The sequence below is a fragment of the Micromonospora sp. NPDC049559 genome, from assembly GCF_040676675.1.
Taxonomy (GTDB): domain Bacteria; phylum Actinomycetota; class Actinomycetes; order Mycobacteriales; family Micromonosporaceae; genus JBFAPK01.
Genome location: NZ_JBFAPK010000029.1, coordinates 41154 through 67311 on the forward strand (window position 1 = coordinate 41154; position 26158 = coordinate 67311).

Sequence of the window (26158 nt, forward strand, 5' to 3'; positions counted from 1 at the left end):
CGTGGACGCGGGCGGTCCGGGGGCCGTTGGGCGCGATGCGCCGGAATCAGCCGATCCTGCACCCGCCCTGCTTACCACGGCGGGCCCGCAGCCACCTGGAACTTCCAGGAGGTTCACCCGCTGGACAGGTGACGACCGACCGAACGTCGACCTGAAAGGCTTGACTTTGGTCGATTTTCTTTCGAGACAGGAGCTGGCGTTGCGACGTACCCTTTCCGCTCTCGGCGTGGCCGGGGCGTTGCTCGCGACCGTCGCGGTGGCGCAGACCGTACCGGCGGCGGCGCAGGACGGCGACGAGCGTGACCGGACCGAGGCGAGGAACCGGTTGACGATCATCGCCCATCGCGGGGCGAGCGGCTACCGGCCCGAGCACACGCTGGCCGCCTACCGGCTGGCGATCCAGATGGGCGCCGACTTCATCGAGCCGGACCTGGTCTCGACCCGCGACGGCGTCCTGGTGGTACGGCACGAGAACGAGATCTCGGGCACCACCGACGTCGCGGCGCACCCGGAGTTCGCCGGCCGCCGTACCACCAAGACGATCGACGGCACCGCGCTGACCGGCTGGTTCACCGAGGACTTCACCCTCGCGGAGCTGAAGACGCTGCGGGCCAAGGAGCGGCTGCCCGAGGTGCGCCCGACCAACACCGTCTACGACGGCCAGTTCGAGATCCCCACCTTCCAGGAGGTCCTCGACCTGGCGCGCGGCGAGAGCCGGCGGCTGGGCCGCACCATCGGCGTCTACCCCGAGACCAAGCACCCGACCTACTTCCAGTCCATCGGGCTGCCGCTGGAGGAGCCGCTGGTACGGGTGCTCCGGCGCAACGACCTGACCAGCCGCAAGGACCCGGTCTTCGTCCAGTCGTTCGAGACGGCGAACCTGCGCAAGCTCAGCAGGCTGACCGACGTACGGCTGGTCCAGCTGCTCGACGCCACCGGCCAGCCGTACGACTTCACCGTCTCCGGTGACAGCCGTACGTACCAGGACCTGGTCAGGCCCGAGAACCTCAAGTGGATCAGCACGTACGCCGACGGCATCGGTGCCAACAAGAACCTGCTGGTGCCCCGGGACGCGGCCGGCAAGCTGCTCGCCCCGACCGAGGTGGTACGGGACGCGCACCGGGCCGGGCTGATCGTGCACGCCTGGACCTTCCGCGCCGAGAACCAGTTCCTGCCGCTGGACTTCCGGGCCGGTACCGACCCGAACGCCCGCGGCGACATCACGGCCGAATACCTGCTCTTCTACGGCCTGGGCCTGGACGGCGTGTTCAGCGACTTCCCGGACGCGGCGGTGGCCGCCCGCGCGGGCCTCGCGCGCTCCTGACCCACGGGACGCGTCGGCGGGCCGCCCGGTACACGGGCGGCCCGCCGACGCGGTACCGGCGGCCCGCTTGTCGATTTTGGGCGGTCAGCAGGGCAAACGCCCGTCTGGCGTGATACGACTGCACCGACGAGCGATGCGGGTCGGTGGGACGGGCGGGCATGGGAACGAGTCGGTACTCCCCGCTGATCCGGGACCCGGGACGGCCGCAGCGGGCCACCCACGTCGAGCTCTTCTACGACCTGGTCTTCGTCTTCATCCTCGCCCGGCTCTCCGAGGTCCTGATCCAGGACCTCACCCCGTTCGGGGCGTACCAGGCGCTGCTGTTGCTGCTCGCCATCTGGTGGGTCTGGTCGTACACCAACCTGGCGACCGACACGCTGAACTCGGAACGCCCGGCGGTCCAGCTGATCGTCATCGGCATCATGTTCGGCAGCCTGCTGATGTCGACCGCCGTGCCGGACGCGTTCACCAATCGCGCGATGCTCTTCGTCTCCGCGTACGTCGGCATCCACCTCGGACGCAGCATCGTGCTCGCCGTGCTCCTGCGTGGACACCGGCTGCGGCGGCGGCCGCTGCGAGGGATCTTCTGGTTCGGACTCTCCGGGGCGATCTGGTTCGCCGGAGCGGCCACGCCGAGCGCGGCCGCCCGGGCCGTGCTCTGGACGGTGGCGCTCGCCCTGGACTACGTCGCGCCGGTCTTTCGCTGGCCCACGCCCTTCATCGGGCGCTCGCAGGAGTGGGAGTGGAACGTGGCCGGCGAGCACCTCGCCGAGCGGTACCGGCAGTTCATCATCATCGCGCTCGGCGAGACGATCGTCATCACCGCCCGTACCTTCCGCAGCAGCGACTACAGCCTGCACCGCGGGCTCGCCTTCGTGGTCGCGTTCGCGATGACCGTGCTGCTCTGGTGGATCTACTTCTACCGGACCCGGGAGAAGCTCGGCACGGCGGTCACCACCTCCCGCGACCCGGCCCACGAGACCAAGTGGGCCGGGTACGCCCACCTGGTGATGGTCGCCGGCATCGTGCTCACCACCGTGGGCGACGAACTCATCATCAACCACCCGCTCGGGCACACCAGCATGCCCTGGATCGCCGTGATCGTCGGCGGCCCGGCGCTCTTCCTCATCGGGCGAGCGCTGCTCGGGCACGAGGTCTTCGTGCACGTGGCCCACCCCTGGGTGATCGGCACGGGGGTGCTCCTGGTGATGTCGCCCGCGATGATCATGTTGCCGCCGCTCGGGGTCGCCGCCACCGCCGTGGCCGTGGTCTTCGGCATCGTGCTGGCCGATGCGATGAGCGGCCGGGAGGCGGCCGGCATGGGCCGCGTCGGGCCGGACCAGGGCTGACCGGTCCGACCCGGTACCCGGGCGTCCCACGGTCGCTCCCCGGGTTGTCTCACGGTCGCTCCCGGTGTCCGGTGGCCGCCCGGTGCCGGGTCGCGGCGGTCGGTTCAGTCGTAGTGCTGGACGCGGGGCCAGAGCTCCCGCCAGCTCCGCGCCGGTTCGCGGCACACCACGATCGGCCGGTCCTGCTCCTCGTTCTCCACGCCGAGACCGTTGTCGAGCCGCCCCACGAGGGCACACCGGGCGAAGAAGGGGCTCAGCTCGCCCGGCTCGCCGATGCCGACCCCGAGCACCACCGTCGCCTCCGGGGGCGGCGGCCCCTGGTACCAGAGTTCGTTGTGGCCGCTGTAGACCGTCGGCAGCCGGTCCTCGGCGAACCGGCGCAGCGCGCCCGCCTCGCCGTAGTTGCCGGTCAGGACGACGGTGTGCGGGCGGTCGGCGGCGGGCAGTGCCGCGTACGCCCGGACCACCTGGTCGGCGTAGGCCGGCCAGCCGACCGAGTCGCGCGCCGTCTGGTTCATGGCCGGGATCGGGGTCGTACCGAGGTCGGCGATCGGCACCAGCGGCAGCGCGACCAGCGCGTTCGCCGCCGCGTTGAGCCCCACCGCGGCCAGCACCAGCCCCAGTCGCGCCGCCCGCCGGCCCCGCCCGATCCAGTCGGCGGTGACCACGCAGCCGGCGGCGAAGAGCGCGGCCAGCAGCCCGAACGGGTAGTAGGCCTGCCCGCCCAGGACGAGGACGAGGACGCAGATCAGCAGGTACGCGACGGCGAGGAAGCGCACCGGTCGCCACCGCGGCCGGCGCAGGAGCCCGACCAGGCCGGCGACCCAGACGGCGACCAGCGGCGGCCCGATCAGGATGAGCTGGAACGGTACGAGGAGGATCCGGGAGTCGTCGCCCTTGTCCTGCGCGATCGCCCCCGCCATTCGCGCCTGCGGCAGCTCGTGGGTGAGCTGGTAGACGATGTTCGGCGCACCGACCAGCAGCGCCAGCGCGATGCCGCCGAGCAGCCAGCGGTCGACCAGCGCCCGGCGCGGGCCCAGCGCCAGCAGCCCGACGCCGAACCCGACCAGCAGGAGCACCACGAGCAGCTTGTTGTAGAGCCCGAACCCGACGACGGCCCCGGCCGCCAGCCACCAGCGTGGCTCGTCGCGCAGCAGGGCCCGGGCGGCGAAGAGGATGACGGCGAGCCACACCGCCAGGTCGACCGTGGCGGTCAGCAGGACGTGTCCGAAGATCAGGGTGCCCGCGGCGGTGCCGAGCCCCAGCGCGGCCAGCGTCTGGGCGAGGGCGCCGCCGTCCAGCTCGCGGGCGAGCAGGGCCGCCAGCAGTACCGCGATCAGCACGCAGATCGTCGCCGGTAGCCGCAGCGCCCAGAGCGAACCGTCCGAGAGCACGTCCGTCAGCCTCGCCAGCAGCGGCGTGAGCGGCGGCTGGTCCCGGTACCCCCACGCCGGCCGCAGCATCAGGAAGTACAGCTCGTCGCGGTGGTAGCCGTAGCCGCCGTTGGTGGCGAGCAGCAGGGCCGCGAGCAGCGCGGTGACCGCGCCGACCGGCCGCCAGGCCACCGGGGCGAGACCGCCGGAGGCGCCACCGGCGCCGGGTCGGGTCGCGGGTACGTCGTGCCGGGCTAGCGCCATGGCGGGCACCGTACCGCCGTCAGGTCGACGGCGGGTCATCGTGCGCGCACGCATATGCGCTACCGGTGAGCATGCGCCCGCGTACGACTGTCCACTTGTGTCGTTCCGGCCAGATCGACCCGCGTGGGCCAGGGCATAGACTGCCCCACTGCGCGCGCGCCTGCCGGGGGCGCGGAATCGTGGAGCTTAGGGATGACCTTGTTGGAAATCTTGATCTTGTTGATCTGTCTCCTCGTGGTGGTCGGCGGGGTCGCGATCGCGATCGTGTTCATCGTCCGTGCGTCGCGGTCGAAGCCGGTGCCGCCCCACGCCCAGCCCCTGCCGCCGTATCCGCCGGCCGGGCCGCAGCATCCGCCGGCCGGTCCGCCGTATCCGCCCTCGGGGCCGCAGTACCCGCCGGCCGGTCCGCCGTATCCGCCCGCGGGGCCGCAGTACCCGCAGGGCGCGCAGTATCCGCAGAGCGGGGCGCAGGCCCCGTTCCCGGCGGGGCAGTACCCGGCGACCGGCGGCGGGCCGTACCCGCCGGGGCAGCCGCCCGCGCCCGGCCAGCCGCCGTACCCGCCGCAACCTCCGGCGCCGGGAGGGTACCCGCAGCAGCCGACGTACCCGGCGCCGCCGGTCTCCGGACCGCCGCAGCCGCCCGTCTCGGGACCGCCGCAGCCGCCGGCCGGCTGAGCGGCCGACCGGGCCCGACGGCCCTCGGGCGTCCCGGGGGCCCGTACCCGGCTGCCGTCCGTACCGGGTGGACGGACGGCGAGGTGGCGTTGGCTACCTACCGTCTGTGCCATGAGTTACGAGCCGATCACCGTACCGCCGTCGCGCGGCCCGAACCGCGGCTTTCGTACCGTCCTGATCGTCGTCGCGATCGTGCTGGTCCTCTGTTGCGGGGGCGGGACGGTTGCCGGTTTCGTACTGTTCCGCACGGGCGCGGAACTCGGGCCGGCGCGGGAGACGACGGTCGGGTACCTGGACGCGCTACGGGCCGGCAACTATCCGGGAGCGTACGCGCGGCTGTGCGCGCGGGCCCGGGAGCGGACGAGCCAGGACGAGTTCACCCGCGTCCAGTCCGCCCAGCCCAGGATCAGCGACTACGAGATCGTCGGCCTGAACCTCTCCAGGACCAACCGGGGAGTCGGCGGAACCGCCTCGGTACGCCTGACCCGGCAGGGCGGTGGCGAGCTGACGCAAATGATCAGCCTGGTGAAGGAGGGCGACCACTGGCGGGTCTGCCCCTGACGAACCGGCGGGCCGCGCCGTGGTCGTGCGGTGGTCGCGCGGCCTCGGCGGGTCTCCGAGGGGACGATGCCCCACCGCGTCGGTCCCGGCGGCGCACTCCCAGCGATTTCTCAGCTCCCGGGTATGCAATGTTTGGCGGCGCGGCGCCCGTCAGGAAGAGGTGGACCCAGGCCGGCGCCACCCGTCGTCGGTCGGCGGGATCGCCGTCTGGAAAGGACAAGCTGATGGTGCGGTACGAGGCGCCGCCCGTTCCGCGACGCTCCGGAGCCGGCTCCTCGGCGAAGCGTGGTGGCGGGCGCTCGGCTGGCACGGGCGGCCGGCGGGCCGGCGTGAAGGGCCGCAAGACCGGCCGGACGCCGGGGTGGGCGCGCTGGTGCCTGCTCTTCGGGGCGCTGCTGCTGGTGCTCAGCGGCGGCAGCCTGGTCGGGGCGAAGGCGTTCCTGGCCAGCGCGACCGGGAGCGTGACCCAGCAGAACCTGCTGGGTGCGGCCAACGCGGAGCGCCAGCACGTGACCATCAAGGGTGCGAAGAACATCCTGCTGGTGGGGCTGGACACCCGCCCGGGGCAGGACCCGAGCAAGCTCACCCGGTCGGATTCGATCATTCTGCTGCACGTCTCGGCGAGCCACGACCAGGCGTACCTGATCTCCCTGCCCCGGGACAGCTACGTGACCATCCCGAAGTACAACAACGGGGCGGTGCCGTACCCGGGAGGTACCAACAAGATCAACGCGGCGTTCGCGTACGGGAGTCGGGGCCTGACCGGTGCGTCCGCCCTGTCGCACGGCTTCGAGCTGCTGTCGCTGACCATCAAGAAGCTGACCGGGATCACCCCCGACGCGGGCGCGATCATCGATTTCCAGGGCTTCAAGAAGGTGGTCGACGTGCTCGGCAAGGTCTGCATGTACGTCGACGAGGACACCACGTCCATCCACATCGGGCACGACAGGACGGGCGCGTTCGCGGCCCCGTACAAGATCAATCCCGACGGCACCCTCAACCACAAGATCAGCGGGGTGACCCCGAACATCTACAAGAAGGGGAACCACTGCTTCACCCCGACCGAGGCGCTGGACTTCGTACGCCAGCGTGACCTGCTCGCGAACAAGGACTTCGACTACGGCCGACAGCGCCACCAGCAGCAGTTCGTCAAGGCGGTGCTCAAGAGCGTCCTCGACAACGGGTTCGACTCGCCGACGAAGCTGCCGAGCCTGCTCTCGGCCGTGGGCAAGACGATGACGGTCGACAGCGGAGGCATCCCGCTGGAGGACTGGGCCTTCGCGATGCGCAACCTGGACCCGGCCAAGATGGCGACGATCAAGGTCAACAACGGGCACTTCAACAGCCGTTCCGTACCGGGCATTGGCAGCGTGGAGATCCTCGACGCCACCAGCATGCGCCTGCTCAACGACGCCCGCGACGACCGGGTCGACGCCTTCGTCCAGGCCAATCCGGGCTGGGTCGCCACGAGCTGAGCCGATCCGGGCCGGGTCGCCACGAGCCGACCGTCGGCGGGGACGGATCGGGGTCCGCCTCGTCCGCCCCGCCCGCCGCCGGTGACCCGGGCGACACGAAAGATCGCGTTCGCCGCCAATTCGCCTGACCGCCCCCGTCCGGGCTTAACCTGCGCGTCATGTCCCGCTATCCCGCATACCGGCGCTTATCCAGATCGCTCGGGCTCATCGGCGTGCTCGCCGTGGTCGCCGCGCCACTGGGTACGTCCCCGGCCGCCGTTGCCGGCACCGCCCCGACCCAAATCGCCGCCGCCTCCGCACCGGGCGGCCATGACCACGGCCACGACGAGGGCGTCCGCCCGCCGAGCGGACCGATCCAGCCCGCCGCCGCCGACGACGGCGCACTCGTCACCGCCGCGGCCCCCACGGCCGACGCCACCACGGTCCAGGTCGGCCACAGCACCGAGGAGATCGCCCCTCGGGTCTCGCTGACCCGGGACCGCAGCTACGACAGCCTCGGCTTCGTCGACAGCTTCCTGCTCACCGCGGACCTCGACGGGCCGACCAGGCCGAAGCTGCTCGCCGACAGCGTCAGCGGTCCGACCCGCCCCACCGAGCTGGCGGACGCCGCGCACGCCGTCGCCGCCACCAACGGCGACTTCTTCGCCATCAACGAGACCAACGCCCCGATCGGTGGCGCCGTCCAGGACGGCGAGCTGCTCAAGGCCGACCGGTCGGGCAGCGACACCGTCGGCCTCGACGCGGCCGGCATGGGCCAGATCGCCAAGCTGTTCCTGGAGGGGAGCGCGACCGTCGGCGGGCACCGCTTCGACCTCGGCGGGCTCAACAGCAACGACGCCCCCGCCAACTCGGCGGTCCTCTACACCCCGAAGTGGGGGCCGGGTGACCGCGGCTACGTCGGCACCAGCGGGTCCGTGGCCGAGATCGTCGTGACCCGGGGCAGGGTCAGCGAGGTCCGGCGCGCGAAGACCGCCACCCCGGTACCGGCCGACGGGTACGTGATCCTCGCCAACGGCACCCTCGCCGACGAACTCGCCACCGTGGCGCCCGGTACGCCGGTGACGGTCGACTACCACGCCCGCACCGACGCGCCCAGCCCGTACTCGCTGGCGCTCGGCGCGCACGAGGTCCTCGTCCGCGACGGCGTGGTACCGCCGATCGACCCGGGCGACGCCAACAACGTGGCGCTCAAGCCGCGTACCGCGATCGGCTGGACCGCGGACCGCAAGCTGCTGCTCTACGTGGTGGACGGCAGCTCCAGCCGTTCGCGCGGCCTGACCGTGCTGGAACTCGCGAACCGGATGAAGGCCGCCGGCGCGCGCGACGCCGTGATGCTCGACGGCGGCGGGTCGACGCAGCTGGTGACCCGGCAACCGGGCGACGCCGCGGTCGGCGTCACCAACGTGCCGTCGGACGGTGGGCAGCGTCCGGTGCCGAACGGGGTGGGGCTCGTGCCGCCGAAGGGATCCGGCAAGCTGCGCGGCATCGACGTGCGGCTGCGCTCGGACCGCGTCTTCCCGGGCCTGTCCCGGGATGTCTCGGCGGCCGGGTACGACGAGACGTACGGCCCCGCGAAGCTGTCGAAGGTGCGCTGGCAGTCGGTACCGGGCAGCCTGGTCAAGCCCGACGCCCAGCACATCCTGCGCGGCTCGCACAGCGGCAGCGGTTCCCTCGTCGCCGTCGCCGGCGGGATCCGGCAGCGGGTCCCGCTGCGCGTGCTCGGCCCGCTCGACCGGCTGGAGGCCGACGTCACCGCGCTCGCGCTCTCGGCGGGCGACCACCGCGACGTGACCGTGACCGGCGTCGACGCCGAGGGCTTCCGCGCGCCGATCGAGCCGCGCGACGTCCGGCTCGACTACGACGGCTCGGTGCTGGAGGTCAGCGCCCGGCCGGACGGAACCGTACGCATCGCCGGGCGGCCCGAGGGCGACGGCAAGGGCAGCGTGCTGACCGCCACCGTGCAGGGGCACGTGCTGCGGATCCCGGTCACCGTCGGCCTGGCCGACCAGCCGCTGGAGTCGCTGTCCGACGCCACGAAGTGGTCCGCGCTGGCGGTGAAGGCGACGGCGAGCGTCGCCGGCGTCGACACCAGCGACCGGCCGGGCGCGCCAGCCGGGGAGCGGGGGCTCCGGCTCGGCTACGACTTCACCAACCAGCCCGCCGGCACCTCGGCCGCGTACGCCGTGGCGAAGACCCCGCTGGTGCTGCCGGCGGGGGCGCAGCGGCTGGCCCTCTGGGTCAAGGGCGACGGGCACCGGCACTGGCTGCGCGCCATGATGGCCGCCCAGGGCTCGACCAACGTGCCGTTCACCTTCGCCACGGAGGTCGACTGGACCGGCTGGAAGCGGGTCGAGGGGCTGATCCCGAGCGGGTTCAGCGCGCCGATCACGCTGAGCCGGATCTACCTGGTGGAGACCGACGGCAACCGGCGCGACGCCGGTCAGATCGACCTCGCCCTGCTCGACGCGCGGGTCGGCGTCGCGCTGACCGTGCCCGACGAGCCGGACCAGCCCGACCCGGCCGTGTTGGAGCAGACCGGCGGCACGGCGCCGGCCGGGCGCCGGGCCTGGAAGTTCGCCGTCCTCTCCGACACGCACGTCAACGCCGACGGCGGCACCACCTCGTACGGCTACACGCAGACGGCCCGGGCGCTCGACGAGATCGCGGCGGCTCGGCCCGATTTCGTGCTGCTCTCCGGCGACGGCGTGGACACCAACCGGCCGGCGGACTTCGCGCTCTTCCAGCAGTTGCTCGCCACCCGCCTGCCCGCCGACATCCCGTTCTACTGGGCGGTCGGCAACCACGAGTCGGGCGCGACCGCGACCGGCACGCTGGATCAGTTCGTCGCTTCCACCGGGCGCCCGACCCGCCAGGTCTTCGACCGCAACGGCACCCGGTTCATCCTGCTCAACAGCACCCTCGGGTCGCTTCGACGCTCCGACTGGTCCCAGGTGCCGTGGCTGCGGGAGCAGCTCGACCGGGCCGCGACGGACCGCTCGGTCTCGTCGGTGGTCGTGGCCACGCACCACCCGGTGCTCGACCCGACCGGCACGGGCTCGTCGCAGCTCTCCGACCCGTACGAGGCGCAGCTGCTGGAGCAGTGGCTGGCCGGGTTCCGGGCCAGCTCGGGCAAGCAGGTCGCGCTCGTGACCGGGCACGCCCACACGGCACACGTACGCCGCGCCGACGGGGTGCTGGAGTTCAACGCCCCGGTCGTCGGCAAGGTCCCGTACGGCGACGCCGGGCACGGCGGCTTCGCGGCCTGGTCCCTGGTCACGCTCGACCCGGACCGGGCGCGGGTGGACCCGGACCGGCCGGACCCGGCGGGGCTCGGCTGGTTCCAGGCGGACGTGCGCCCGGTGCTCACCCGGGTCGAGCTGCACGCCCCGGCGACGCTGACGGTCGGCGGGAGCGAGCCGGTGTACGCCGACGCGATCGACGCCGGGCAGAACAACCGGATCGTCCCGATGCGCTACCCGATGTCGGTGACCTGGAGCGGTGACCGGACCCTCGCCGTGGTCGAGGACGACCGGGCCCTCGCCGAGGCGCGCCGGCAGCGCCGGGTCGTGGCGGTGCTCGACCTGCGTACCGGCCGGCTGACGGGCATCCGCCCGGGCACCGGCACGCTCACGGTCCAGGCCGGCGCGTTGCGGGCCACCGGCACGGTCCGGGTGGGCTGAACCGGCCTGACCTGTGGCGCCATCTCCAGCGCCAGCGGCCCGCGCACGTCGACCGGCCCCGTCGAGCCTCCGCTCGGCGGGGCCGGTCCGGTTCGGTGGGTACCGGCAACACACGTCCGCCCCGGCAGCCGGCCCCTGGCGGGCGGACCACCCGGCCGCCCCGGTTTCTCCTTACATCCGACCGCCGTTACTTGTGGCTTTCGGCCACATAGCCCGTGCGTGACGTCACTCCTAGCGTGGGCCGACAACGAGTTCTCGCGGCAGCGAACGTTCGCGGCACCCAGTTCCCCACCACCGAGTTTTCCCACCACCTGCGACGTGGAGTGATGATGACGGTCCGGATGACCCGGCGGGCGTTCGTCGCCGCCGCCAGCATGATGGCCACGGCGCTGGTCGCCACCGCCTGTGGCAGCCCACAGGAGGCCGCCACCGGCGGGGGCGACGACAGCGCCCCGGTCAAGGTCGGTCTGGTCTACTCCCAGTCGGGAGCGCTGGCCAGCTACGGCAAGCAGTACATCGAGGGCTTCAAGGCCGGACTGTCGTACGCGACCAAGGGCACCAACAAGGTGGGCAAGCGTACGGTCGAGGTCACCGAGATGGACGACGCGGGCGATCCGGCCAAGGCGGTCTCGGCGGCGAAGGACCTGATCGGCAAGGGCTACCAGATCCTCGCCGGGTCGACCGCCTCCGGCGTGGCGCTCCAGGTGGCGCCGATCGCCGCCCAGAACAAGGTGCTCTTCATCTCCGGGCCGGCCGCCACCGACGCCGTCACCGGCGCCAACAGGTACACCTTCCGCTCGGGCCGGCAGTCGTACCAGGACGTGCTCACCGCGAAGTCGTTCATCGGCGACGCCGCCGGCAAGAAGGTCGTCGTCTTCGGCCAGGACAGCGCGTTCGGCAAGAGCAACGTCGACGCCGTCAAGGCGGTGATCGGCGGCGCCGGCGCCACCGTGACCAGCGTGCTCGCCCCCGCCAGCGCCACCGACTTCACCCCGTTCGCCAGCCAGCTCACCGCGGCCAAGCCCGACCTGCTCTTCGTCGCCTGGGCCGGCACCACCGCCCCGGCCATGTGGCAGACGCTGGACCAGCAGGGCGTACTGACCTCCACCACGGTCGTCACCGGGCTGGACATCCGCGCCTCCTGGCCCACCTTCGGCGCGGCCGGTAGCAAGGTCTCGTTCCTCTCGCACTTCTTCGACGGCGCCGCCGACAACGACGCCGCGAAGGCCGCCAAGGCCGCGGTGCCCGGCGGGGTGCTCGACCTGTTCCACCCCGACGGCTTCACCGCCGCGCAGATGATCGTGCGGGCGGTCGAGCAGGGCGGCGACGACGTCGACAAGATGGTGACCGCGCTGGAGGGCTGGAGCTTCGACGGCGTCAAGGGCAAGGAGACGGTACGCGCCGAGGACCACGCGCTGCTCCAGCCGATGTTCCAGGCCAAGCTGACCGGCGGCGGCGACGCCGTCAAGGCCGAACTCCAGAAGGCGCTGACCGCCGACGAGACCGCCCCGCCCGCCGTGGCGATGAAGGGCTGAGCAAGGTGCTGGCCACCCGTGGTCTGACCTGGCGGATCGGCGAGGTCGCCATCGTCGACGGCGTCGACCTGGAGCTGGCACCGGGGGAGTTCCTCGGCGTCATCGGGCCGAACGGGGCGGGAAAGACCTCGCTGTTCAACCTGATCTCCGGGCTGCGCCGGGCCACCGGCGGCACGGTACTGCTCGACGGGCGGGAGATCGGGCAGCTTCCGCCGTACCGCCGGGCCCGGCTCGGACTCGGGCGTACCTTCCAGTCCTCCTCGGTCTTCGGCTCGCTCTCCGTACGGGAAAACGTCCGGCTCGCCGTGCAGGCCCGGCGGGGCGGGTCGATGCGGCTGTGGCGGCGGGCGGCGGCCGACCGGGACGTGGTCGCCGCCGCCGACCGGGCCCTGGCGCGGGTCGGCCTCGACCACCGCGCCGAGGCGCTGGCCGGCACCCTGGCGCACGGCGAGAAGCGGAAGCTGGAGATCGCCCTGCTGCTCGCCGGGGAACCGCGGGTGATGCTGCTGGACGAGCCGATGGCCGGGGTGAGCGCCGAGGACGTGCCGGAGCTGGTCTCCGTGATCAAGTCGTTGACCGTCGACAGTGAACGGGCCGTACTGATGGTGGAGCACCACATGGACGTCATCCTGGAGCTGGCCGACCGGATCGCGGTGATGCACCACGGCGCGCTGCTCGCCTGCGACACCCCGGAGACGGTGATGGCCAACCCCACGGTGCAGGAGGCGTACCTGGGGGAGGAGCTGTGACCGAGCCGGTCCTCACCGTCGCCGACCTGTCGGTACGCATCGCCGGGCTGCACATCCTGCAGGGCGTCTCGTTCGAGGTCGCGCCGACCGGCGTGACCGTGCTGCTCGGGCGCAACGGCGTCGGCAAGACCACCACGCTGCGGGCCGTGGTCGGGCTGACCCCGCGCAACGGCGAGGTACGCGGCACCGTCCGGATGGGAGGCGAGGACCTGCTGGCCCAGCCCACCCACCGGCTCGTGCGCGGCGGCCTCGGCTACGTACCGGAGGACCGCTGCGTCTTCGCCGGGCTCACGGTCGCGGAGAACCTGCGGCTGGCCGAGCGGCGCGGCACCACCCCGGCGTACGACCGGGTCTACGAACTCTTCCCGGAGCTGGACCGGCGCGGCCGCCAGCGGGCCGGCTCGCTCTCCGGCGGGCAGCAGCAGATGCTCGCCATCGGGCGGGTGCTGCTCGGCGACAACAGGCTGCTGCTGGTCGACGAGCCGACCAAGGGGCTGGCGCCGAAGGTGGTCACCGAGGTCGCCGAGGTGCTGGAACGGGTCGCGGCGACGGTACCGGTGCTGCTGGTGGAGCAGAACCTCGCCGTGGTGCGCCGGCTGGCCCGCGCGGCGGTGGTGCTGGCGGCCGGCCGGGTCGCCTGGTCCGGCGACGCGGGGGAGCTGCTGCGCTCGACCGCACTGACCAGGTCGCTGCTGGGCGTCGGAGTGGCGAGCGGAGAGGTGGCCGCGTAGTGGGCACGATCGTGTTGTTGACGCTGACCGGGCTCGGGCTGGCCGCGCTCTACTTCCTGGTCGCCTCCGGACTGTCCCTGGTCTTCGGCCTCGCCGACGTGCTGAACTTCGCCCACGGGCTCTTCCTCTCCGTCGGTGCGTACGCCACCTGGTGGGCGGCGGGGCACCTGCCCGGCGCCGGCCCCGGCGGGTTCGGCTTCGTCGTGGCGGTCGCCTTCGGCGTGGCCGCCGGCGCGGTGGTCGGGATGCTGGTCGAGCTGGTCATGATCAGGCCGCTCTACTCGCGCACCATCGAGCAGGTTCTCGTGACGGTCGGGCTCTCGCTGGCCGGCGTGGCGCTGTTGCAGGCCACCTGGGGTGCCGACGCCCGGCCGTTCCCGCGCCCGAGGTGGACCACCCAGGTCACCTCGGTGCTCGGCGCGAAGGTACCGAACTCGGGCCTGCTGCTGGTCGTCGCCGCGGTCGTGGTGCTCGCCGCCCTGCTCGGCTTCCTCCGCTACACCCGGTACGGGCTGGTGATCCGGGCCGGGGTGGAGAACCGCGAGATGGTGACCGCGCTCGGCATCGACGTACGGAAGGCGTTCACGCTGGTCTTCGCGATCGGCGGGGCCGCCGCGGCGCTGGCCGGGGCGCTCGGCGGGGTTTACTTCGGTTCCGTCTCGCCCGGCCAGGGCGGGTCGCTGCTCATCTTCGCCTTCATCGTGGTGGTGATCGGCGGGATGGGCTCGGTCGTCGGCTCGGCGTACGCGGCCGTCGCCGTCGGCCTGCTCCAGCAGTTCGTGAACTACTACGGGACCTCGGGCGCCGGGGACATCTGCGTGGTCGCGCTGCTCGCGATCGTGCTGCTGCTCCGCCCGCAGGGGATCGCCGGAAAGGCGGCCACCGCATGAGCCAGGTAGAGACGCCGGCCGCCTCGTCCGCGACGGCGGCGGAGCCGGTACCGGCGGTGGCGCCCCGGAGCCGGTGGGCGGCCGTACGCCCGTTCCTGCCGCTGGTCGCCCTGGTGGTGTTCGCCGCCCTGCCCTATTCGAGCCTGAGCATCCCCGGCGTCTTCGACGGGGCGCTCAACCAGCCCGGCACCCTGCAACTGCTCGCGATCTGCCTGGTCTTCGGCGGGCTCGCGGCCAGCTACGACCTGCTCTTCGGCCGGACCGGCATGCTCTCCTTCGGGCACGCCCTCTACTTCGCCGCCGGCGTCTACGGCACCGACATCCTGATCACCAAGGTCGGGCTGCCGCTGTGGCAGGCGGCGCTGTTGGCGATCGCCGGCGGGGCGATCCTGGCCGGGCTGCTGGGAGCGGTGGCGCTGCGTACCGCCGGCATCGCCTTCGCGATGGTGACGCTCGCCTTCGCCCAGGTCGGCGCGATCCTGGTGGCCCGCGACTTCGGCGGCCTGACCGGGGGCGAGGAGGGGCTGCCGCTGGACGTCTCCGGCCTGCCGGCCGCGCTGGTCGGCGTCGCGAACACGGTGAACCTCTACTGGCTGGCCCTCGCCTTCCTGGTGCTGGTCGTCCTCGTGGTGCACCGGGTGGCGAACTCGCCGACCGGCCGCGTACTGGCCGGGCTGCGCGACGACGAGCGGCGGATCGGGGTGCTCGGGCTGGACCCGTACCGGTTCAAGCTGGTCGCCTTCGTCCTGGCCGGTACCCTCGCCGCCACCGGCGGGGTGGTCTACTGCCTCATCGTGGGCGGCGCCTCGCCGCACGTCACCTCCTCCGACCTGACGCTGTCGCTGCTGGTCATGGTGGTGCTGGGCGGCCCGGGTACGCGCTGGGGCCCGGTCCTCGGCGGGGTCCTCTACACCTACCTCGACCACCGGCTGACCGCGTTCGGCTCCTCGTCGGCGGTGGACGCGCTTCCCGGGGTGCTCAGCGGGCCGCTCTCCCAGCCGCTCTTCGTGCTCGGCACGGTCTTCATCCTGGCGGTCTACTTCTTCCCGGGCGGTTTGGCCGGCCTCGCCGCCCGGCTCGGCCCGCTGCGCCAGCTCGGTGCGTCCGCCCGTCGCGACAAATACCGAGAATGAGTGGCTGTCCCGCACCGGATAGCCACTCATTCTCGGTATTTGTGCCGTTCGCGGCGGCGCCCGCAAGGTCGCGGCGGCGCCCGTCAGCCCCGATGCCGGCCCGGCAGCCCGAGGGCGAGCAGCGCGCCGACGGCGACGACGGCCGCGCCGACCAGCACCGCCGGCTCCAGCCCGGCCACGAAGGAGTCGCCGCTGGTGTAGTCGCCCCGGCTCGCGAAGACCGAGGCGAGCACGGCGACCCCCACCGCCACGCCGAGTTCGCGGATCGTGTTGCTGGTGCCGGAGGCGACGCCCCGGGACTCGGCCGGCACGCTACTGAGCGTGACGGTGCTCAGCGGCGCGAACGTGAGCCCCATGCCGATGCCGGCCAGCGCGAGCGGGACGACCATCGTGGCGTAGTCGGCGTCGGCGGTGCTGACCAGGGCGAGCCAGCCGAGGGCGGCGGCGAGCAGCACCTGCCCGGTGACGACCAGCGACCGGGCGCCGACCCGGCCGACCAGCAGCCCGGCGGTCGGGGCGACCACCATGGGCGCCATCGTCCAGGGCATCGTCCGTACGCCCGCGCCGAGCGGGTCGTAGCCCTGCGCCACCTGGAAGTACTGGGCGAGCAGGAAGACCGAGCCGAAGACGCCGAGCGAGAAGGCGAACGACACGGCGTTGACGAGGCTGAACGCGCGGGAGCGGAAGAGCCGCAACGGCAGCATCGGGGCGGGGGCGCGCCGCTCCCAGAGCACGAAGGCGCCGAGCAGCACGACTCCCGCGGTGATCGCGCCCAGCACCCGGCCGGAGGTCCAGCCGTGGTCCTGGCCGTGCACGATGCCCCAGATCAGCGCCAGCATGCCGGTGGCGGAGAGGACCAGGCCGACCGGGTCGAGCCGGGGAGCCGTCCCCCGGGACTCCCGCAGCACCGTGGCGACGAGCACCAGCGCGACCACCCCGACGGGGACGTTCAGCCAGAAGATCCAGCTCCAGTGCAGTCCGTTGGTGACGGCGCCGCCCACGACCGGGCCGACCGCGACACCGAGGCCGCTGATCCCGCCCCAGATCCCGACCGCGGCGTTGCGCAGCCGGTCGGGGACCGCGGCGGCGAGCAGGGTCAGTGACAGCGGCATCACCGCGGCTCCGGCCGCGCCCTGCACCCCACGGGCGGCGGTGAGCATCCAGGGTTCGGTGGCGAGCGCGCAGGCGGCGGAGGCGAGGGTGAAGAGCGCGATGCCGGCGAGGAACAGGCGCCGCCGGCCGATCCGGTCGCCGAGCGCCGCGGCGGTGAGCAGCAGCGCGGCGAAGGGCAGCGTGTAGGCGTTGACGAACCACTGGAGGTCGGTCAGGGAGGCGCCGAGTTCGGTCTTGATCACCGGCAGCGCCGTGGTCACCACCAGGTTGTCGAGGGTGACCATGAACATCGGTACGCCGACCGCGGCGAGCACGGCGGCCAGCGGACGGGCCGCGGCCGGCCGGGACGGGCCGGGATCGGGCGGCGCGGCGGTTTCCAGGACGGCGCTGGTCATGGGAGGGCTCCTTGTTGTTATCCACTGATAACTTGTGCTGAAGCCAAAGTAGTTATCGACTGATAACATGTCAACCGCCGAACCGAGGAGGGCACGATGGCAAGGACCCGGATGACCGCCGCCGAACGCGGCGAACAGCTGGTGCGGGCGGCCGTGCGGGCGTTCGCGACGACCGGGTACGCCGGCACCAGCACCGACGACGTGGCCCGGCTCGCCGGGGTCTCCCAGCCGTACGTGATCCGGCTCTTCGGCTCCAAGCAGCGGCTCTTCATCGCCGCCATCGACCACGCGAGCGCCCGGATCGAGCAGGCGTTCCGCGACGCGGCGGCCGAGCGGGCCGACCTGAAGAGCCTCGGCACGGCGTACGAGCGGCTGCTCGCCGAGCGGGAACTGCTCGCGGTCCTCCTGCACGGCTTCGCGGCCAGCTCCGAGCCGGAGATCGGCGAGCGGGTCCGGGAGTGCTTCGGCCGGATCTACGCCGAGGTGCGGAGGCTGACCGGCGCGGACCCCGAGCAGGCCCGGGACTTCCTGTCGACGGGGATGCTGCTCACCGTGCTGGCCTCGATGCGGGTGCTCGGCCCCGACGCGGTGCCCCCGCAGCCCTGGATGTCCGAGCTCGCCGCCGCCGTCAAGGCGGACGACACTTGTCTCTGATCTTCGACTCCGCGTCGGGATCGCGCTACTGCCGGGAGGCGGGGTGTGCCGTGCGCCGGAGGTTCCGGTTCGGGACGGCAGGGGTGCTCCGGGGTGCCGGAGGCCCCGGTCTTCCCGATCCGGCGTGACCTTGGCGCCGAGGCTGGGGTTGGTCGGACGGCGCTGGTAGAAATGCCGGATGGGTGAGGACCGGGGCGCCGTACGCGAGCGAGCCGAGGCGGTGCTGCGCCGCCTGGCCGGCGAGCACGCGCGGCTGCGCGACGACCAGTGGCGGGCGATCGAGGCGCTCGTCGTCGACCGGCGGCGGGTGCTCTGCGTACAGCGCACCGGGTGGGGCAAGTCCGCGGTCTACTTCGTGGCGACCGCGCTGCTCCGCGCCGGCGAGTCCGGGCCCGGAGCCGGGAGCGCGCCAGGACCCGCAGCCGCGAGCGCGCCCGGATCGGGCGTCGGCGCCGGGCCGACCGTGATCGTGTCGCCGCTGCTGGCGTTGATGCGCAACCAGGTCGAGGCGGCGGCGCGGGCGGGGATCCGGGCCCGGACCATCAACTCGGCCAACCTCGACGAGTGGGACGAGATCACCGCCGAGATCCGGTCCGGCACGGTCGACGTCCTGCTGATCAGCCCGGAACGCCTGAACAACCCGGACTTCCGGGACAACGTGCTCCCCCGGCTGGCGGCCACCACCGGGCTGCTCGTGGTGGACGAGGCGCACTGCGTCTCCGACTGGGGGCACGACTTCCGGCCCGACTACCGCCGGCTGCGTACCTTCCTGGCGAACCTGCCGGCCGGTACCCCCGTGCTGGCCACCACCGCGACCGCGAACGCCCGGGTCACCCAGGACGTCGCGGAGCAGCTGAACGACGGCGGGCTCGGCGACGCGCTGGTGCTGCGCGGCGGGCTCGACCGGGAGTCGCTGCGGCTGGGCGTACTCGACCTGCCGAGCCCCGCGCACCGGCTCGGCTGGTTGGCCGACCATCTCGACGAACTGCCCGGCTCGGGGATCGTCTACACGCTCACGGTGGCGGCGGCCGGCGAGACGGCCGAGTTCCTGCGCTCGCGCGGGTACGCCGTCGCCTCGTACACCGGGCAGGCCGACGACGCCGACCGGCGCGCGGCCGAGCAGGACCTCCTCGACAACAAGATCAAGGCGTTGGTGGCCACCTCCGCGCTGGGCATGGGATTCGACAAGCCGGACCTGGGCTTCGTCGTGCACCTGGGCGCACCGCCGTCGCCGATCGCCTACTACCAGCAGGTCGGGCGCGCGGGCCGGGCCGTGGAGCACGCCGAGGTGCTGCTGCTGCCGGGCCGGGAGGACCAGGCGATCTGGCGCTACTTCGCCTCGCTGGCCTTCCCGCCCGAGGAGCAGGTGCGCGCGGTGCTCGCGGCGCTGAGCGAGGACCGCCCGCTCTCCACCCCGGCGCTGGAACCGATCGTCGACCTGCGCCGGGCCCGGCTGGAGCTGATGCTCAAGGTGCTCGACGTGGACGGGGCGGTACGCCGGGTCCGGGGCGGTTGGGTGGCCACCGGCGAGCCGTGGCGGTACGACGGCGAGCGGCTGCGGCGGGTCGCCGAGGCGCGGACGACCGAACAGCAGGCGATGCGCGAGTACGCGACCACCCCCGGCTGCCGGATGGAGTTCCTGCGGCGCTGCCTGGACGACGTCGACGCGGCCCCCTGCGGCCGCTGCGACCGCTGCGCGGGGCCCCGCTACCCGCTCGACGTCTCGCCCGCCGCGCTCGCCGCCGCCCAGGCGTTCCTCGGCCGGCCCGGAGTGGAGATCGCGCCGAAGAAGCTCTGGCCGACCGGGCTGGAGGCGGTCGGGGTACCGCTGCGCGGCAAGATCCCGCCGGACGAGCAGGTGCTGCCCGGCCGGGCCGTCGGGCGCCTCTCCGATTTGGGCTGGGGCGGCCGGCTGCGGGGTCTGGTCGGCCCGGAGGCGCCGGACACCGCGCTCCCCGACGACGTGGCCGGGGCCGTGGTGGAGGTGCTCAAGGCGTGGGCGCACGGGGACGATCCCTGGCCGGCCCGGCCGGTGGGGGTGGTCGCCGTCGGGTCGCGCCGCCACCCCGAGCTGGTACGGAGCCTGGCCGGGCGGATCGCGACCGTCGGGCGGCTGCCGCTGCTCGGCGAGGTGCCGGCGCGGACGGCGGCGCCGGGCGAACCGGCGGCCCGGGGCAACAGCGCCCAGCGGGTACGCGCGCTGCACGGTGCCTTCGCGGTCCCGGACGGGTTGGCCGAGGCGCTGGCCGGGCTGGCCGGCCCGGTGCTGCTCGTCGACGACATGGTCGACTCCGGCTGGACCATGACGATGGTGGGCGGGCTGCTGCGCGCGGCCGGCGCGCCGGCGGTGCTGCCGCTCGCGCTCGCGCTGGCCGGCTGAGCCGGCCGGTGGTCGGCCGAATTCGGCCGACCACGTGCCCTGCTCGGCGTCCGGCCGGCGCCGGGTGGCCCTTCGTCGTTACCGCCAGCCGGCGATCACCTCACTCCCCGCCGCGATGGCGAGGTCGAGCAGGCCGGGAAATCGGGCGTCGAGCTCCTCCCGGCGTAGCCGGTTCAGTCGCCGGGTTCCCTCGTCCCGCTGGCGGATCACGCCGGCCTCCCGGAGCGCCCTGAAGTGGCCGCTCTGGGTGGACTTGCTCACCGGCAGCGCGAAGGTCGTGCAGGCCAGTTCGCCGTCGGGCTCGGCCTCGGCGAGTCGGGCGACGATGGCGAGCCGTACGGGGTCGCTCAGCGCCGCCAGCACGGTGGTGAACCGCAGCTGGGTGCGTTCGGGGTGGACGAGTTCCGTCGCGGTACGGCTGGCCATGTCTCCAGGGTAGCCGCCATGTTCAGGTCCGCCGAACATCTCTATGTTCGACGAACCCGAACATCTGCTATGTTCGGCGAATCCGAACATGATGGTCTGGAGGAACCCATGCCACTGGATCGCGGTACGGCCGCGCGGCACGATCGGCCCACCCACCGCTCGCGGCCGGCCGGGCGGGCGCCCAACTCGCCGAACACGGACGGACAACCCGGCGCCGGAGGGCGCTGGCGCTTCTGGGCCATGGCCTACGCACTCCTCGTCCTGTTGACCGGCACGAACCTGCCGACGCCCCTGTATCGGGGCTACGAGGAGCGATTCGGGTTCTCGCCGCTGGTCGTCACACTGATCTTCGCCGCGTACGTGGCGGCGCTGATCCCCACCCTGCTGCTGGCGGGACCGTTGTCGGACGCCATCGGCCGGCGCGGCGTGCTGCTGCCGGCCGTGGCCGCGGCCGTGCTGGGATCGCTGGTCTTCGCCCTGGCCGCGAACACGGTGTGGCTCTTCGTCGCCCGTATCCTGCAGGGTCTCGCACTCGGCGCCGCGTCGGGCCCGCTGACCGCCGCGCTGACGGAACTGGAACCCACCGGCAACCGCCGCCGGGCGGCGTTGGTCTCCACCGTGACCTCCGTCGGCGGCCTCGGCCTCGGGCCCGTCTTGGGCGGCCTGCTCGCCCAGTACGGACCGGCGCCGCACGTCCTGCCGTTCGTGGTGGAGATCGTGTTGCTGGTGCCGGCGGCGGCGGCCGTCCTGGCGCTGCCGGCGGCACGCGCGAGGGCCCGGTGGCGCCCTCGCCGTCCCACCATCCCCGGTGACCTGCGCGCGGTGTTCGCGACCAGCGGGGCGGCCAGCTTCCTCGCGTTCGCCGTGATCGGGGTCTTCCTCACCCTCGTCCCCGCCTACGTGGCGACCCTCTCCGGCAGCGGGAACCTTCTTCTCGGCGGCGCGGCCGTGGCGCTGATGCTGACCTGCTCCGCCCTCGCCCAACTCGTCGGCTACGGCAGGCCGGCCCGGACGCTGGAGCTGCTCGGCCTGCCCCTGCTGGCCGTCGGACTGGTGGTCCTCGCCGTCGCGGGCGGCCGGTCCTCGCTGCCGCTGCTGCTCGTCGCGACGGCGATCGCCGGGGTCGGGCAGGGCCTCGCGTTCCTCGGCGGTCTCACCGCGGTCAACCAGGCAACCTCCGCCGACCGCCGGGCCGAGGTGTTGTCCAGCTTCTACGTGGTCATCTACCTCGGTGTCGGGCTGCCCGTCATCGGTGTCGGGTTGCTCGCCACCATGGCCGGGCTGCTGGACGCCGTGCGGTGCTTCGCGGGCGTCGTCGCCGTGCTGTGCCTGGTGATGCTCTGGGTGCTCGCCGTGGCGCGTCGGCACGGCCCGGCCGCCGGTGTCGCCGCCACCGGGGTGGCTGGTCAGCCGGCGGGGCGGCCGTAGCCGGCGACCGGCTGGTAGTCGGCCCGGTCCAGGCGGACCCGGTCCCCGGGCTTGGGCGCGTGGATGATCCGGCCGTCGCCCACGTAGATCGCCACGTGGTGGATGTCCCGGTAGTAGAAGACCAGGTCACCCGGGCGCAGGTCGGCCCGGCCGATCCGGCGCACGGCGCCGAACTGGCGGGCGGCGTTGTGCGGCAGCCGTACCCCCGCGACGGCCCACGCCGCCAGGGTCAGCCCCGAGCAGTCGTAGCCGTCCGGGCCCTCGGCCGCCCACCGGTACGGCTTGCCGAGCTGCGCGTACGCGAACCGGACCGCCGTGGCGGCGGCCCCCGGCGGCAGGTCCGGCGGTCCGGTCGGGAGCGCCAGCAGGGCCTCGCCGGGCCGGCCCGAGGCCGACCGCAGCTGGCCGAGGCGGAGCAGATCGCCCTCGATCTTGCGTTTCCGGGCCGAGAGCTGGCGTTCCTGCACCGCCTGCTCGGTTGCGAGGGCGCGCACCGTCCGCCGGGCGGTGCCGAGCCGGTGGCGGGTCTCGGCGAGGTCCGCCAGCACCTTCTCCTGCTCCCGCCCGAGCCGCTCCAGCATGAGCAGCGGGTCCACGAGGTCGTCCGCCGTCGCGGCGGCGAAGAGCGCCGCCGCCGGCTGGGCGCCGTTGCTGCGGTACGCGGTGGCCGCGATGGTGCCGAGCCGTTCGCGGTGCACCGCCATCAGCTGCTCCAGCGGTGTGATCTGCGCGGTGAGTTCGTCGGCGCGCGCCCGGCTCGCCCGCAGTCTCTCCCGCAGGTCGTTGTACTGCTCCACGACGATCTCCAGCGAGTCCGCGGCGGCGGCGATCTGCTCGTCGAGCGATCCGTCGCCCGGGTCGGCGATCACGGGAGCGGGGGCTAGTGCGAGGGCCACGGTCACCCCGGCTGCCAGGGCAGCGCGGCGCGGCAAGGTGGTTGTCGGCACGTCGGGTACAACGACCCGGCCCGCGGGTAGGCAACGATCCACGTCGAGGTCAGGGGCGGAAAGGCATCGACGAGCCTTCACCGTACGCATTGATTTGTCCCTTTTTGTCGGGGCTGTGCCGGTGGGGGCGGGACGGGCCGGGGATACTGTTCGGCGGGTCCGTGGAGATCGTGGGGAGTTGCGGGATGTCGATGTCGCAGACGCGGGGGTCCGTCCGGCCGGCGCTGCCGGTCGACGCCGGTACCCTCCGGATCGGGCTCGTCCTGGGTGGGGCCGTGCTCGCCCTGCTCGCCGGCTTCGGGCTCGGCCGGCTCGACCCCGGCACCGGCGGGGGTGGCGGCGCGCCGGGCCCCGGCGCGCCGGCGGCGGCCGAGGCGATCCCCGGGCACGTCCACCCGTCGGGTGCCGCGGCGCACGACCACGGCGCCGGCCCGGATGGTTCCGCCGCCCCGGATACCGGGGGCGCGGGCGCCGAGGTGGGCGGGGTGACCCTCAGCGCGGGCGGGTACACGCTGGTCGCCGATAGGACCCAGTTCCCGGCCGGCCGCTCCGAGGAGTTCCGCTTCCGGATCCGGGGCGCGGACGGCCGGACGGTGACCAGCTACGCGGTCGTCCACGACAAGCCGATGCACCTGATCGTGGCGCGCCGCGACCTCTCCGGTTACCAGCACCTGCACCCCGCGCTCGGCCTCGACGGGACCTGGAGCGTGCCGTTGACCCTGCCCGAACCGGGCAGCTGGCGGGCGTACGCCGACTTCACCGCCGTGGACGCCACCGGCCGGCAGACCGCGCTCACGCTCGGCGTGGACCTGGTCGTGCCCGGCGACCACGCGCCGCGCGCCCTGCCGCCGGCCGCCCGTACCGCCACCCTCGACGGGCTGACCGTCGAGTACCAGGGAACGCCGCGGCTCGGTGCCGTGCAGCCGCTGCTCTTCCGGGTGTCCCGGGGCGGCGTCCCGGTCACCGACCTCCAGCCGTACCTCGGCGCGTACGGGCACCTGGTGGCGCTGCGCGAGGGCGACCTGGGCTACCTGCACGTCCATCCCGAGCCGCAGCTCGCCGACGGCGGCGTCAAGTTCTGGTTGACCGCGCCGAGCCCGGGGCGGTACCGGCTCTTCTTCGACTTCCAGCTCGCGGGGACGGTGCGTACCGCCGAGTTCACCCTGGTGGTGCCCTGAGCGCGGACGGCCGCTCGCGTCGCCGGCCCGCGCCGCCGGTCAGCCGGCGCGGCGGACAGGGCGGCTGGCGAGGTAGTGCAGCAGGTCGCGGATCAGCTTCTTCTCCGCCGCCGGTACGGCCGGGTCGGCGAGGCGCCCCAGGATCACCCGGATGTCCGCCTCCATGCCGGTCTCCGGCAGCGCCGGCCGGCGCGGCGGTACGGGTTCCCGGGCGGTGGAGGGCAGCCCGAGCGCCTGGAACGCCTCCGCGACGGGTACCTCCAACGCGGCGCAGAAGCCGCGCACCTTCGCCAGCTCCGGATAGTCCTGCCAGTCGCCGCCCAGCCAGCGGAAGACCGTCGAGCGGCCGACCCCGGTGTGGGCGGCGACCTCGCTGATCGTCCAGCCGTACTGGCTGCGGGCGGCGTCGATCGCGCGCCGTACGAAGCGCGCGAATGCCGCCTGCGGCGACCCCTCTTCGGCGTCCATGCCCCGTGGATAGCCCTTTCCTGACGGCCGGTCTCCCCGAGCCTACTGGCGTACGGGCAATGATCTGCCATCCGGAAAGGTTCCGCCGGAACCGACGGCGCGTCGGATTACTCAGGCTCTCACCAGGGCGATACCTACGCGGAGAGCTTCTCTACCTAGGCGCGCGGGCGGGGGTTCGCACCGCCCGTCCGAGCCGGCCCTCCGCCGGTGGTCACCGGGGGGTGAGTAGCGTCTCCAGGCGCGGGCTGACCCGCCACTGGTCCACCAGCGACCGGTACTCCGCCCGCTGCTCCTCGGTGGGCGCGGCGTCGGTGCGCCGGGCGCGCAGCAGGAGGTTCCGCGGCGTGTGCCGGGAGTCGACGAACTCGACCACCTCGGCGCGGTAGCCGTGCAGCCGCAGCAGCGCGGCGCGCAGCGCGTCGGTCAGCACGTCGGCGAAGCGCTCCCGCAGGATCCCCTGGCGGGTCAGGAGGTCGTACGGCCCCGGCGCGGGCCGGGCGCGCAACTGTGCGGCGATGTCGTGGTGGCAGCACGGCGCGGCGAGCACCCACCGGGCGTTCCACCCGACCGCGCGGGCCAGCGCCTCGTCGGTCGCGGTGTCGCAGGCGTGCAGCGCCAGCACCAGATCGGGGGCCGGTGTCACGGTCGCGTCGAGGATGGTGCCGGCGACGAACCGTACCCGGTCGGCGCAGCCCAGCTCGGCGGCGAGCGCGCTGTTGCGTCGCCGCTGGTCGTCGCGGACGTCGACCCCCACCAGCTCCACGTCGATTCCGCGACCGGTCAGGTAGCGGTACGCCGCGAAGGTGAGGTACGCGTTGCCGCAGCCCAGATCGGCGACCCGGAGCGGACCCTCCAGGTCGTCCGGCAACGTAGCGGCCAGCGCGCGCAGGAACGCGTCCACCTGCCGTCGCTTCGCCGCGCTGGCGCCGATCGCGCCGAAGAGCGGGTCCGCGGGATCGAGCAGGTAGTCCTTGCGGCGGTCGTGCTCCTGCGGCGGCGTGGCGGGGCGCTGCGTGGCGGCCCGGTGCACCTGGGCGTCGCCCTTCTTCGTCACCCGGACCTGGACGGTCGCGGTGGCGGTCTCCACGTGCCAGTTGCCGAAGGGCTCGGCGAGGAGTTGGTCCACCGCCACGCCCGCCTCGTCGCCGGGCGCCACGTTGCGCGTGTACGGGCGGGCGCCGTCGAACGTCGCGATCTGCAACTTCGGCCCGGACTTGAGTCGTACCGGGCGCAGCTCGGCCCGGACCACCGACGGCGTCTGCCCACGGCGGCGCCCGGCCGCCACGGCCCGGGTCAGCCCCGGGTCGAGCAGCAGCCCGCGTACCTCGGCGAGGGCCGCCTCAAGCTGTTCTGGCACGTCCGTCCGTTCCGTCCGCATCGATTTCCCGGCCTGGCCGTGGCCTCCGGCGGCCGGCCCGGCGTTCCAGCTT

At 73.4% G+C, this 26158-nt stretch carries 21 protein-coding genes; 15 read left to right on the forward strand and 6 right to left on the reverse strand.

Annotation, left to right across the window (positions count from 1 at the left end):
• Positions 1 to 199: 199 nt before the first annotated feature.
• The gene (locus AB0J86_RS26750) at positions 200 to 1324 is read left to right on the forward strand and encodes a glycerophosphodiester phosphodiesterase (protein ID WP_363860364.1); all 1125 of its coding nucleotides are present in this window, start codon (positions 200 to 202) and stop codon (positions 1322 to 1324) included.
• Positions 1325 to 1482: 158 nt separating this feature from the next.
• The gene (locus tag AB0J86_RS26755; protein WP_363860365.1) at positions 1483 to 2673 is read left to right on the forward strand and encodes a low temperature requirement protein A; all 1191 of its coding nucleotides are present in this window, start codon (positions 1483 to 1485) and stop codon (positions 2671 to 2673) included.
• A gap of 104 nt (positions 2674 to 2777) precedes the next feature.
• On the opposite strand, the gene AB0J86_RS26760 is transcribed toward AB0J86_RS26755, so the two are convergent.
• Positions 2778 to 4310, reverse strand: a complete 1533-nt coding sequence (locus tag AB0J86_RS26760) for a glycosyltransferase family 39 protein (RefSeq protein WP_363860366.1) — start codon at positions 4308 to 4310, stop codon at positions 2778 to 2780.
• 201 nt (positions 4311 to 4511) lie between these two features.
• Between AB0J86_RS26760 and AB0J86_RS26765 the strand changes: the two genes are divergently transcribed.
• From AB0J86_RS26765 to AB0J86_RS26805, 9 genes are all read left to right on the forward strand, one after another.
• A complete protein-coding gene (locus tag AB0J86_RS26765; protein ID WP_363860367.1) occupies positions 4512 to 4985 on the forward strand; it encodes a hypothetical protein in 474 nt (157 codons plus the stop codon).
• A 111-nt stretch (positions 4986 to 5096) separates the two neighbouring features.
• Positions 5097 to 5546: a hypothetical protein gene (locus AB0J86_RS26770; RefSeq protein WP_363860368.1), complete on the forward strand. Its 450-nt coding sequence runs from the start codon at positions 5097 to 5099 to the stop codon at positions 5544 to 5546.
• Positions 5547 to 5770: 224 nt separating this feature from the next.
• Positions 5771 to 7021, forward strand: a complete 1251-nt coding sequence (locus tag AB0J86_RS26775; RefSeq protein WP_363860369.1) for an LCP family protein — start codon at positions 5771 to 5773, stop codon at positions 7019 to 7021.
• 158 nt (positions 7022 to 7179) lie between these two features.
• On the forward strand, positions 7180 to 10701 hold the full coding sequence (locus AB0J86_RS26780) for a phosphodiester glycosidase family protein (protein ID WP_363860370.1): 3522 nt from the start codon (positions 7180 to 7182) through the stop codon (positions 10699 to 10701).
• A 329-nt stretch (positions 10702 to 11030) separates the two neighbouring features.
• Entirely contained in the window at positions 11031 to 12236 is a 1206-nt protein-coding gene (locus AB0J86_RS26785; RefSeq protein WP_363860371.1) for a substrate-binding domain-containing protein, read from the forward strand.
• A 5-nt stretch (positions 12237 to 12241) separates the two neighbouring features.
• Complete coding sequence (locus AB0J86_RS26790; protein ID WP_363860372.1) at positions 12242 to 12985, forward strand: ABC transporter ATP-binding protein; 744 nt, start codon at positions 12242 to 12244, stop codon at positions 12983 to 12985.
• A complete protein-coding gene (locus AB0J86_RS26795) occupies positions 12982 to 13716 on the forward strand; it encodes an ABC transporter ATP-binding protein (protein WP_363860373.1) in 735 nt (244 codons plus the stop codon). The genes AB0J86_RS26790 and AB0J86_RS26795 overlap by 4 nt, the downstream gene beginning before the upstream one ends.
• Positions 13716 to 14606, forward strand: coding sequence for a branched-chain amino acid ABC transporter permease (locus AB0J86_RS26800; protein ID WP_363860374.1), 891 nt, complete (start codon positions 13716 to 13718; stop codon positions 14604 to 14606). Before AB0J86_RS26795 ends, AB0J86_RS26800 begins: the two co-directional genes overlap by 1 nt.
• Positions 14603 to 15739 carry a branched-chain amino acid ABC transporter permease gene (locus AB0J86_RS26805; RefSeq protein ID WP_363860375.1) on the forward strand — a complete coding sequence of 379 codons (1137 nt, stop codon included), beginning with the start codon at positions 14603 to 14605 and terminating at the stop codon, positions 15737 to 15739. Before AB0J86_RS26800 ends, AB0J86_RS26805 begins: the two co-directional genes overlap by 4 nt.
• 83 nt (positions 15740 to 15822) lie before the next feature.
• On the opposite strand, the gene AB0J86_RS26810 is transcribed toward AB0J86_RS26805, so the two are convergent.
• A complete protein-coding gene (locus tag AB0J86_RS26810; protein ID WP_363860376.1) occupies positions 15823 to 17247 on the reverse strand; it encodes a DHA2 family efflux MFS transporter permease subunit in 1425 nt (474 codons plus the stop codon).
• A gap of 96 nt (positions 17248 to 17343) precedes the next feature.
• Between AB0J86_RS26810 and AB0J86_RS26815 the strand changes: the two genes are divergently transcribed.
• Together AB0J86_RS26815 and AB0J86_RS26820 are read left to right on the forward strand one after the other, a co-directional pair.
• Complete coding sequence (locus tag AB0J86_RS26815) at positions 17344 to 17901, forward strand: TetR/AcrR family transcriptional regulator (RefSeq protein ID WP_363860377.1); 558 nt, start codon at positions 17344 to 17346, stop codon at positions 17899 to 17901.
• A 178-nt stretch (positions 17902 to 18079) separates the two neighbouring features.
• Positions 18080 to 20281 carry a DEAD/DEAH box helicase gene (locus AB0J86_RS26820; RefSeq protein WP_363860378.1) on the forward strand — a complete coding sequence of 734 codons (2202 nt, stop codon included), beginning with the start codon at positions 18080 to 18082 and terminating at the stop codon, positions 20279 to 20281.
• 78 nt (positions 20282 to 20359) lie between these two features.
• Here AB0J86_RS26820 and AB0J86_RS26825 read toward each other — a convergent pair whose 3' ends face one another.
• A complete protein-coding gene (locus tag AB0J86_RS26825) occupies positions 20360 to 20707 on the reverse strand; it encodes a helix-turn-helix domain-containing protein (protein ID WP_363860379.1) in 348 nt (115 codons plus the stop codon).
• A 240-nt stretch (positions 20708 to 20947) separates the two neighbouring features.
• Between AB0J86_RS26825 and AB0J86_RS26830 the strand changes: the two genes are divergently transcribed.
• A complete protein-coding gene (locus tag AB0J86_RS26830; protein ID WP_363860380.1) occupies positions 20948 to 22135 on the forward strand; it encodes an MFS transporter in 1188 nt (395 codons plus the stop codon).
• On the opposite strand, the gene AB0J86_RS26835 is transcribed toward AB0J86_RS26830, so the two are convergent.
• Entirely contained in the window at positions 22114 to 23037 is a 924-nt protein-coding gene (locus AB0J86_RS26835) for a C40 family peptidase (protein ID WP_363860381.1), read from the reverse strand. The genes AB0J86_RS26830 and AB0J86_RS26835 overlap by 22 nt on opposite strands.
• Before the next feature lie 236 nt (positions 23038 to 23273).
• Between AB0J86_RS26835 and AB0J86_RS26840 the strand changes: the two genes are divergently transcribed.
• Positions 23274 to 24260: a hypothetical protein gene (locus tag AB0J86_RS26840; protein WP_363860382.1), complete on the forward strand. Its 987-nt coding sequence runs from the start codon at positions 23274 to 23276 to the stop codon at positions 24258 to 24260.
• Positions 24261 to 24299: 39 nt separating this feature from the next.
• Here AB0J86_RS26840 and AB0J86_RS26845 read toward each other — a convergent pair whose 3' ends face one another.
• Together AB0J86_RS26845 and AB0J86_RS26850 are read right to left on the reverse strand one after the other, a co-directional pair.
• Positions 24300 to 24728: a helix-turn-helix domain-containing protein gene (locus AB0J86_RS26845; RefSeq protein ID WP_363860383.1), complete on the reverse strand. Its 429-nt coding sequence runs from the start codon at positions 24726 to 24728 to the stop codon at positions 24300 to 24302.
• 211 nt (positions 24729 to 24939) lie between these two features.
• Complete coding sequence (locus AB0J86_RS26850; protein WP_363860384.1) at positions 24940 to 26085, reverse strand: SAM-dependent methyltransferase; 1146 nt, start codon at positions 26083 to 26085, stop codon at positions 24940 to 24942.
• Positions 26086 to 26158 lie beyond the last annotated feature (73 nt).

Coding starts and splice junctions, on each gene's coding strand:
- AB0J86_RS26755 (WP_363860365.1), top strand. CDS start 1,483: ATGGGAACGAGTCGGTACTCCCCGCTGATCCGGGACCCGGGACGGCCG.
- AB0J86_RS26760 (WP_363860366.1), bottom strand. CDS start 4,310: ATGGCGCTAGCCCGGCACGACGTACCCGCGACCCGACCCGGCGCCGGT.
- AB0J86_RS26770 (WP_363860368.1), top strand. CDS start 5,097: ATGAGTTACGAGCCGATCACCGTACCGCCGTCGCGCGGCCCGAACCGC.
- AB0J86_RS26775 (WP_363860369.1), top strand. CDS start 5,771: ATGGTGCGGTACGAGGCGCCGCCCGTTCCGCGACGCTCCGGAGCCGGC.
- AB0J86_RS26780 (WP_363860370.1), top strand. CDS start 7,180: ATGTCCCGCTATCCCGCATACCGGCGCTTATCCAGATCGCTCGGGCTC.
- AB0J86_RS26785 (WP_363860371.1), top strand. CDS start 11,031: ATGACGGTCCGGATGACCCGGCGGGCGTTCGTCGCCGCCGCCAGCATG.
- AB0J86_RS26805 (WP_363860375.1), top strand. CDS start 14,603: ATGAGCCAGGTAGAGACGCCGGCCGCCTCGTCCGCGACGGCGGCGGAG.
- AB0J86_RS26810 (WP_363860376.1), bottom strand. CDS start 17,247: ATGACCAGCGCCGTCCTGGAAACCGCCGCGCCGCCCGATCCCGGCCCG.
- AB0J86_RS26815 (WP_363860377.1), top strand. CDS start 17,344: ATGGCAAGGACCCGGATGACCGCCGCCGAACGCGGCGAACAGCTGGTG.
- AB0J86_RS26820 (WP_363860378.1), top strand. CDS start 18,080: ATGGGTGAGGACCGGGGCGCCGTACGCGAGCGAGCCGAGGCGGTGCTG.
- AB0J86_RS26825 (WP_363860379.1), bottom strand. CDS start 20,707: ATGGCCAGCCGTACCGCGACGGAACTCGTCCACCCCGAACGCACCCAG.
- AB0J86_RS26830 (WP_363860380.1), top strand. CDS start 20,948: ATGGCCTACGCACTCCTCGTCCTGTTGACCGGCACGAACCTGCCGACG.
- AB0J86_RS26840 (WP_363860382.1), top strand. CDS start 23,274: ATGTCGCAGACGCGGGGGTCCGTCCGGCCGGCGCTGCCGGTCGACGCC.
- AB0J86_RS26845 (WP_363860383.1), bottom strand. CDS start 24,728: ATGGACGCCGAAGAGGGGTCGCCGCAGGCGGCATTCGCGCGCTTCGTA.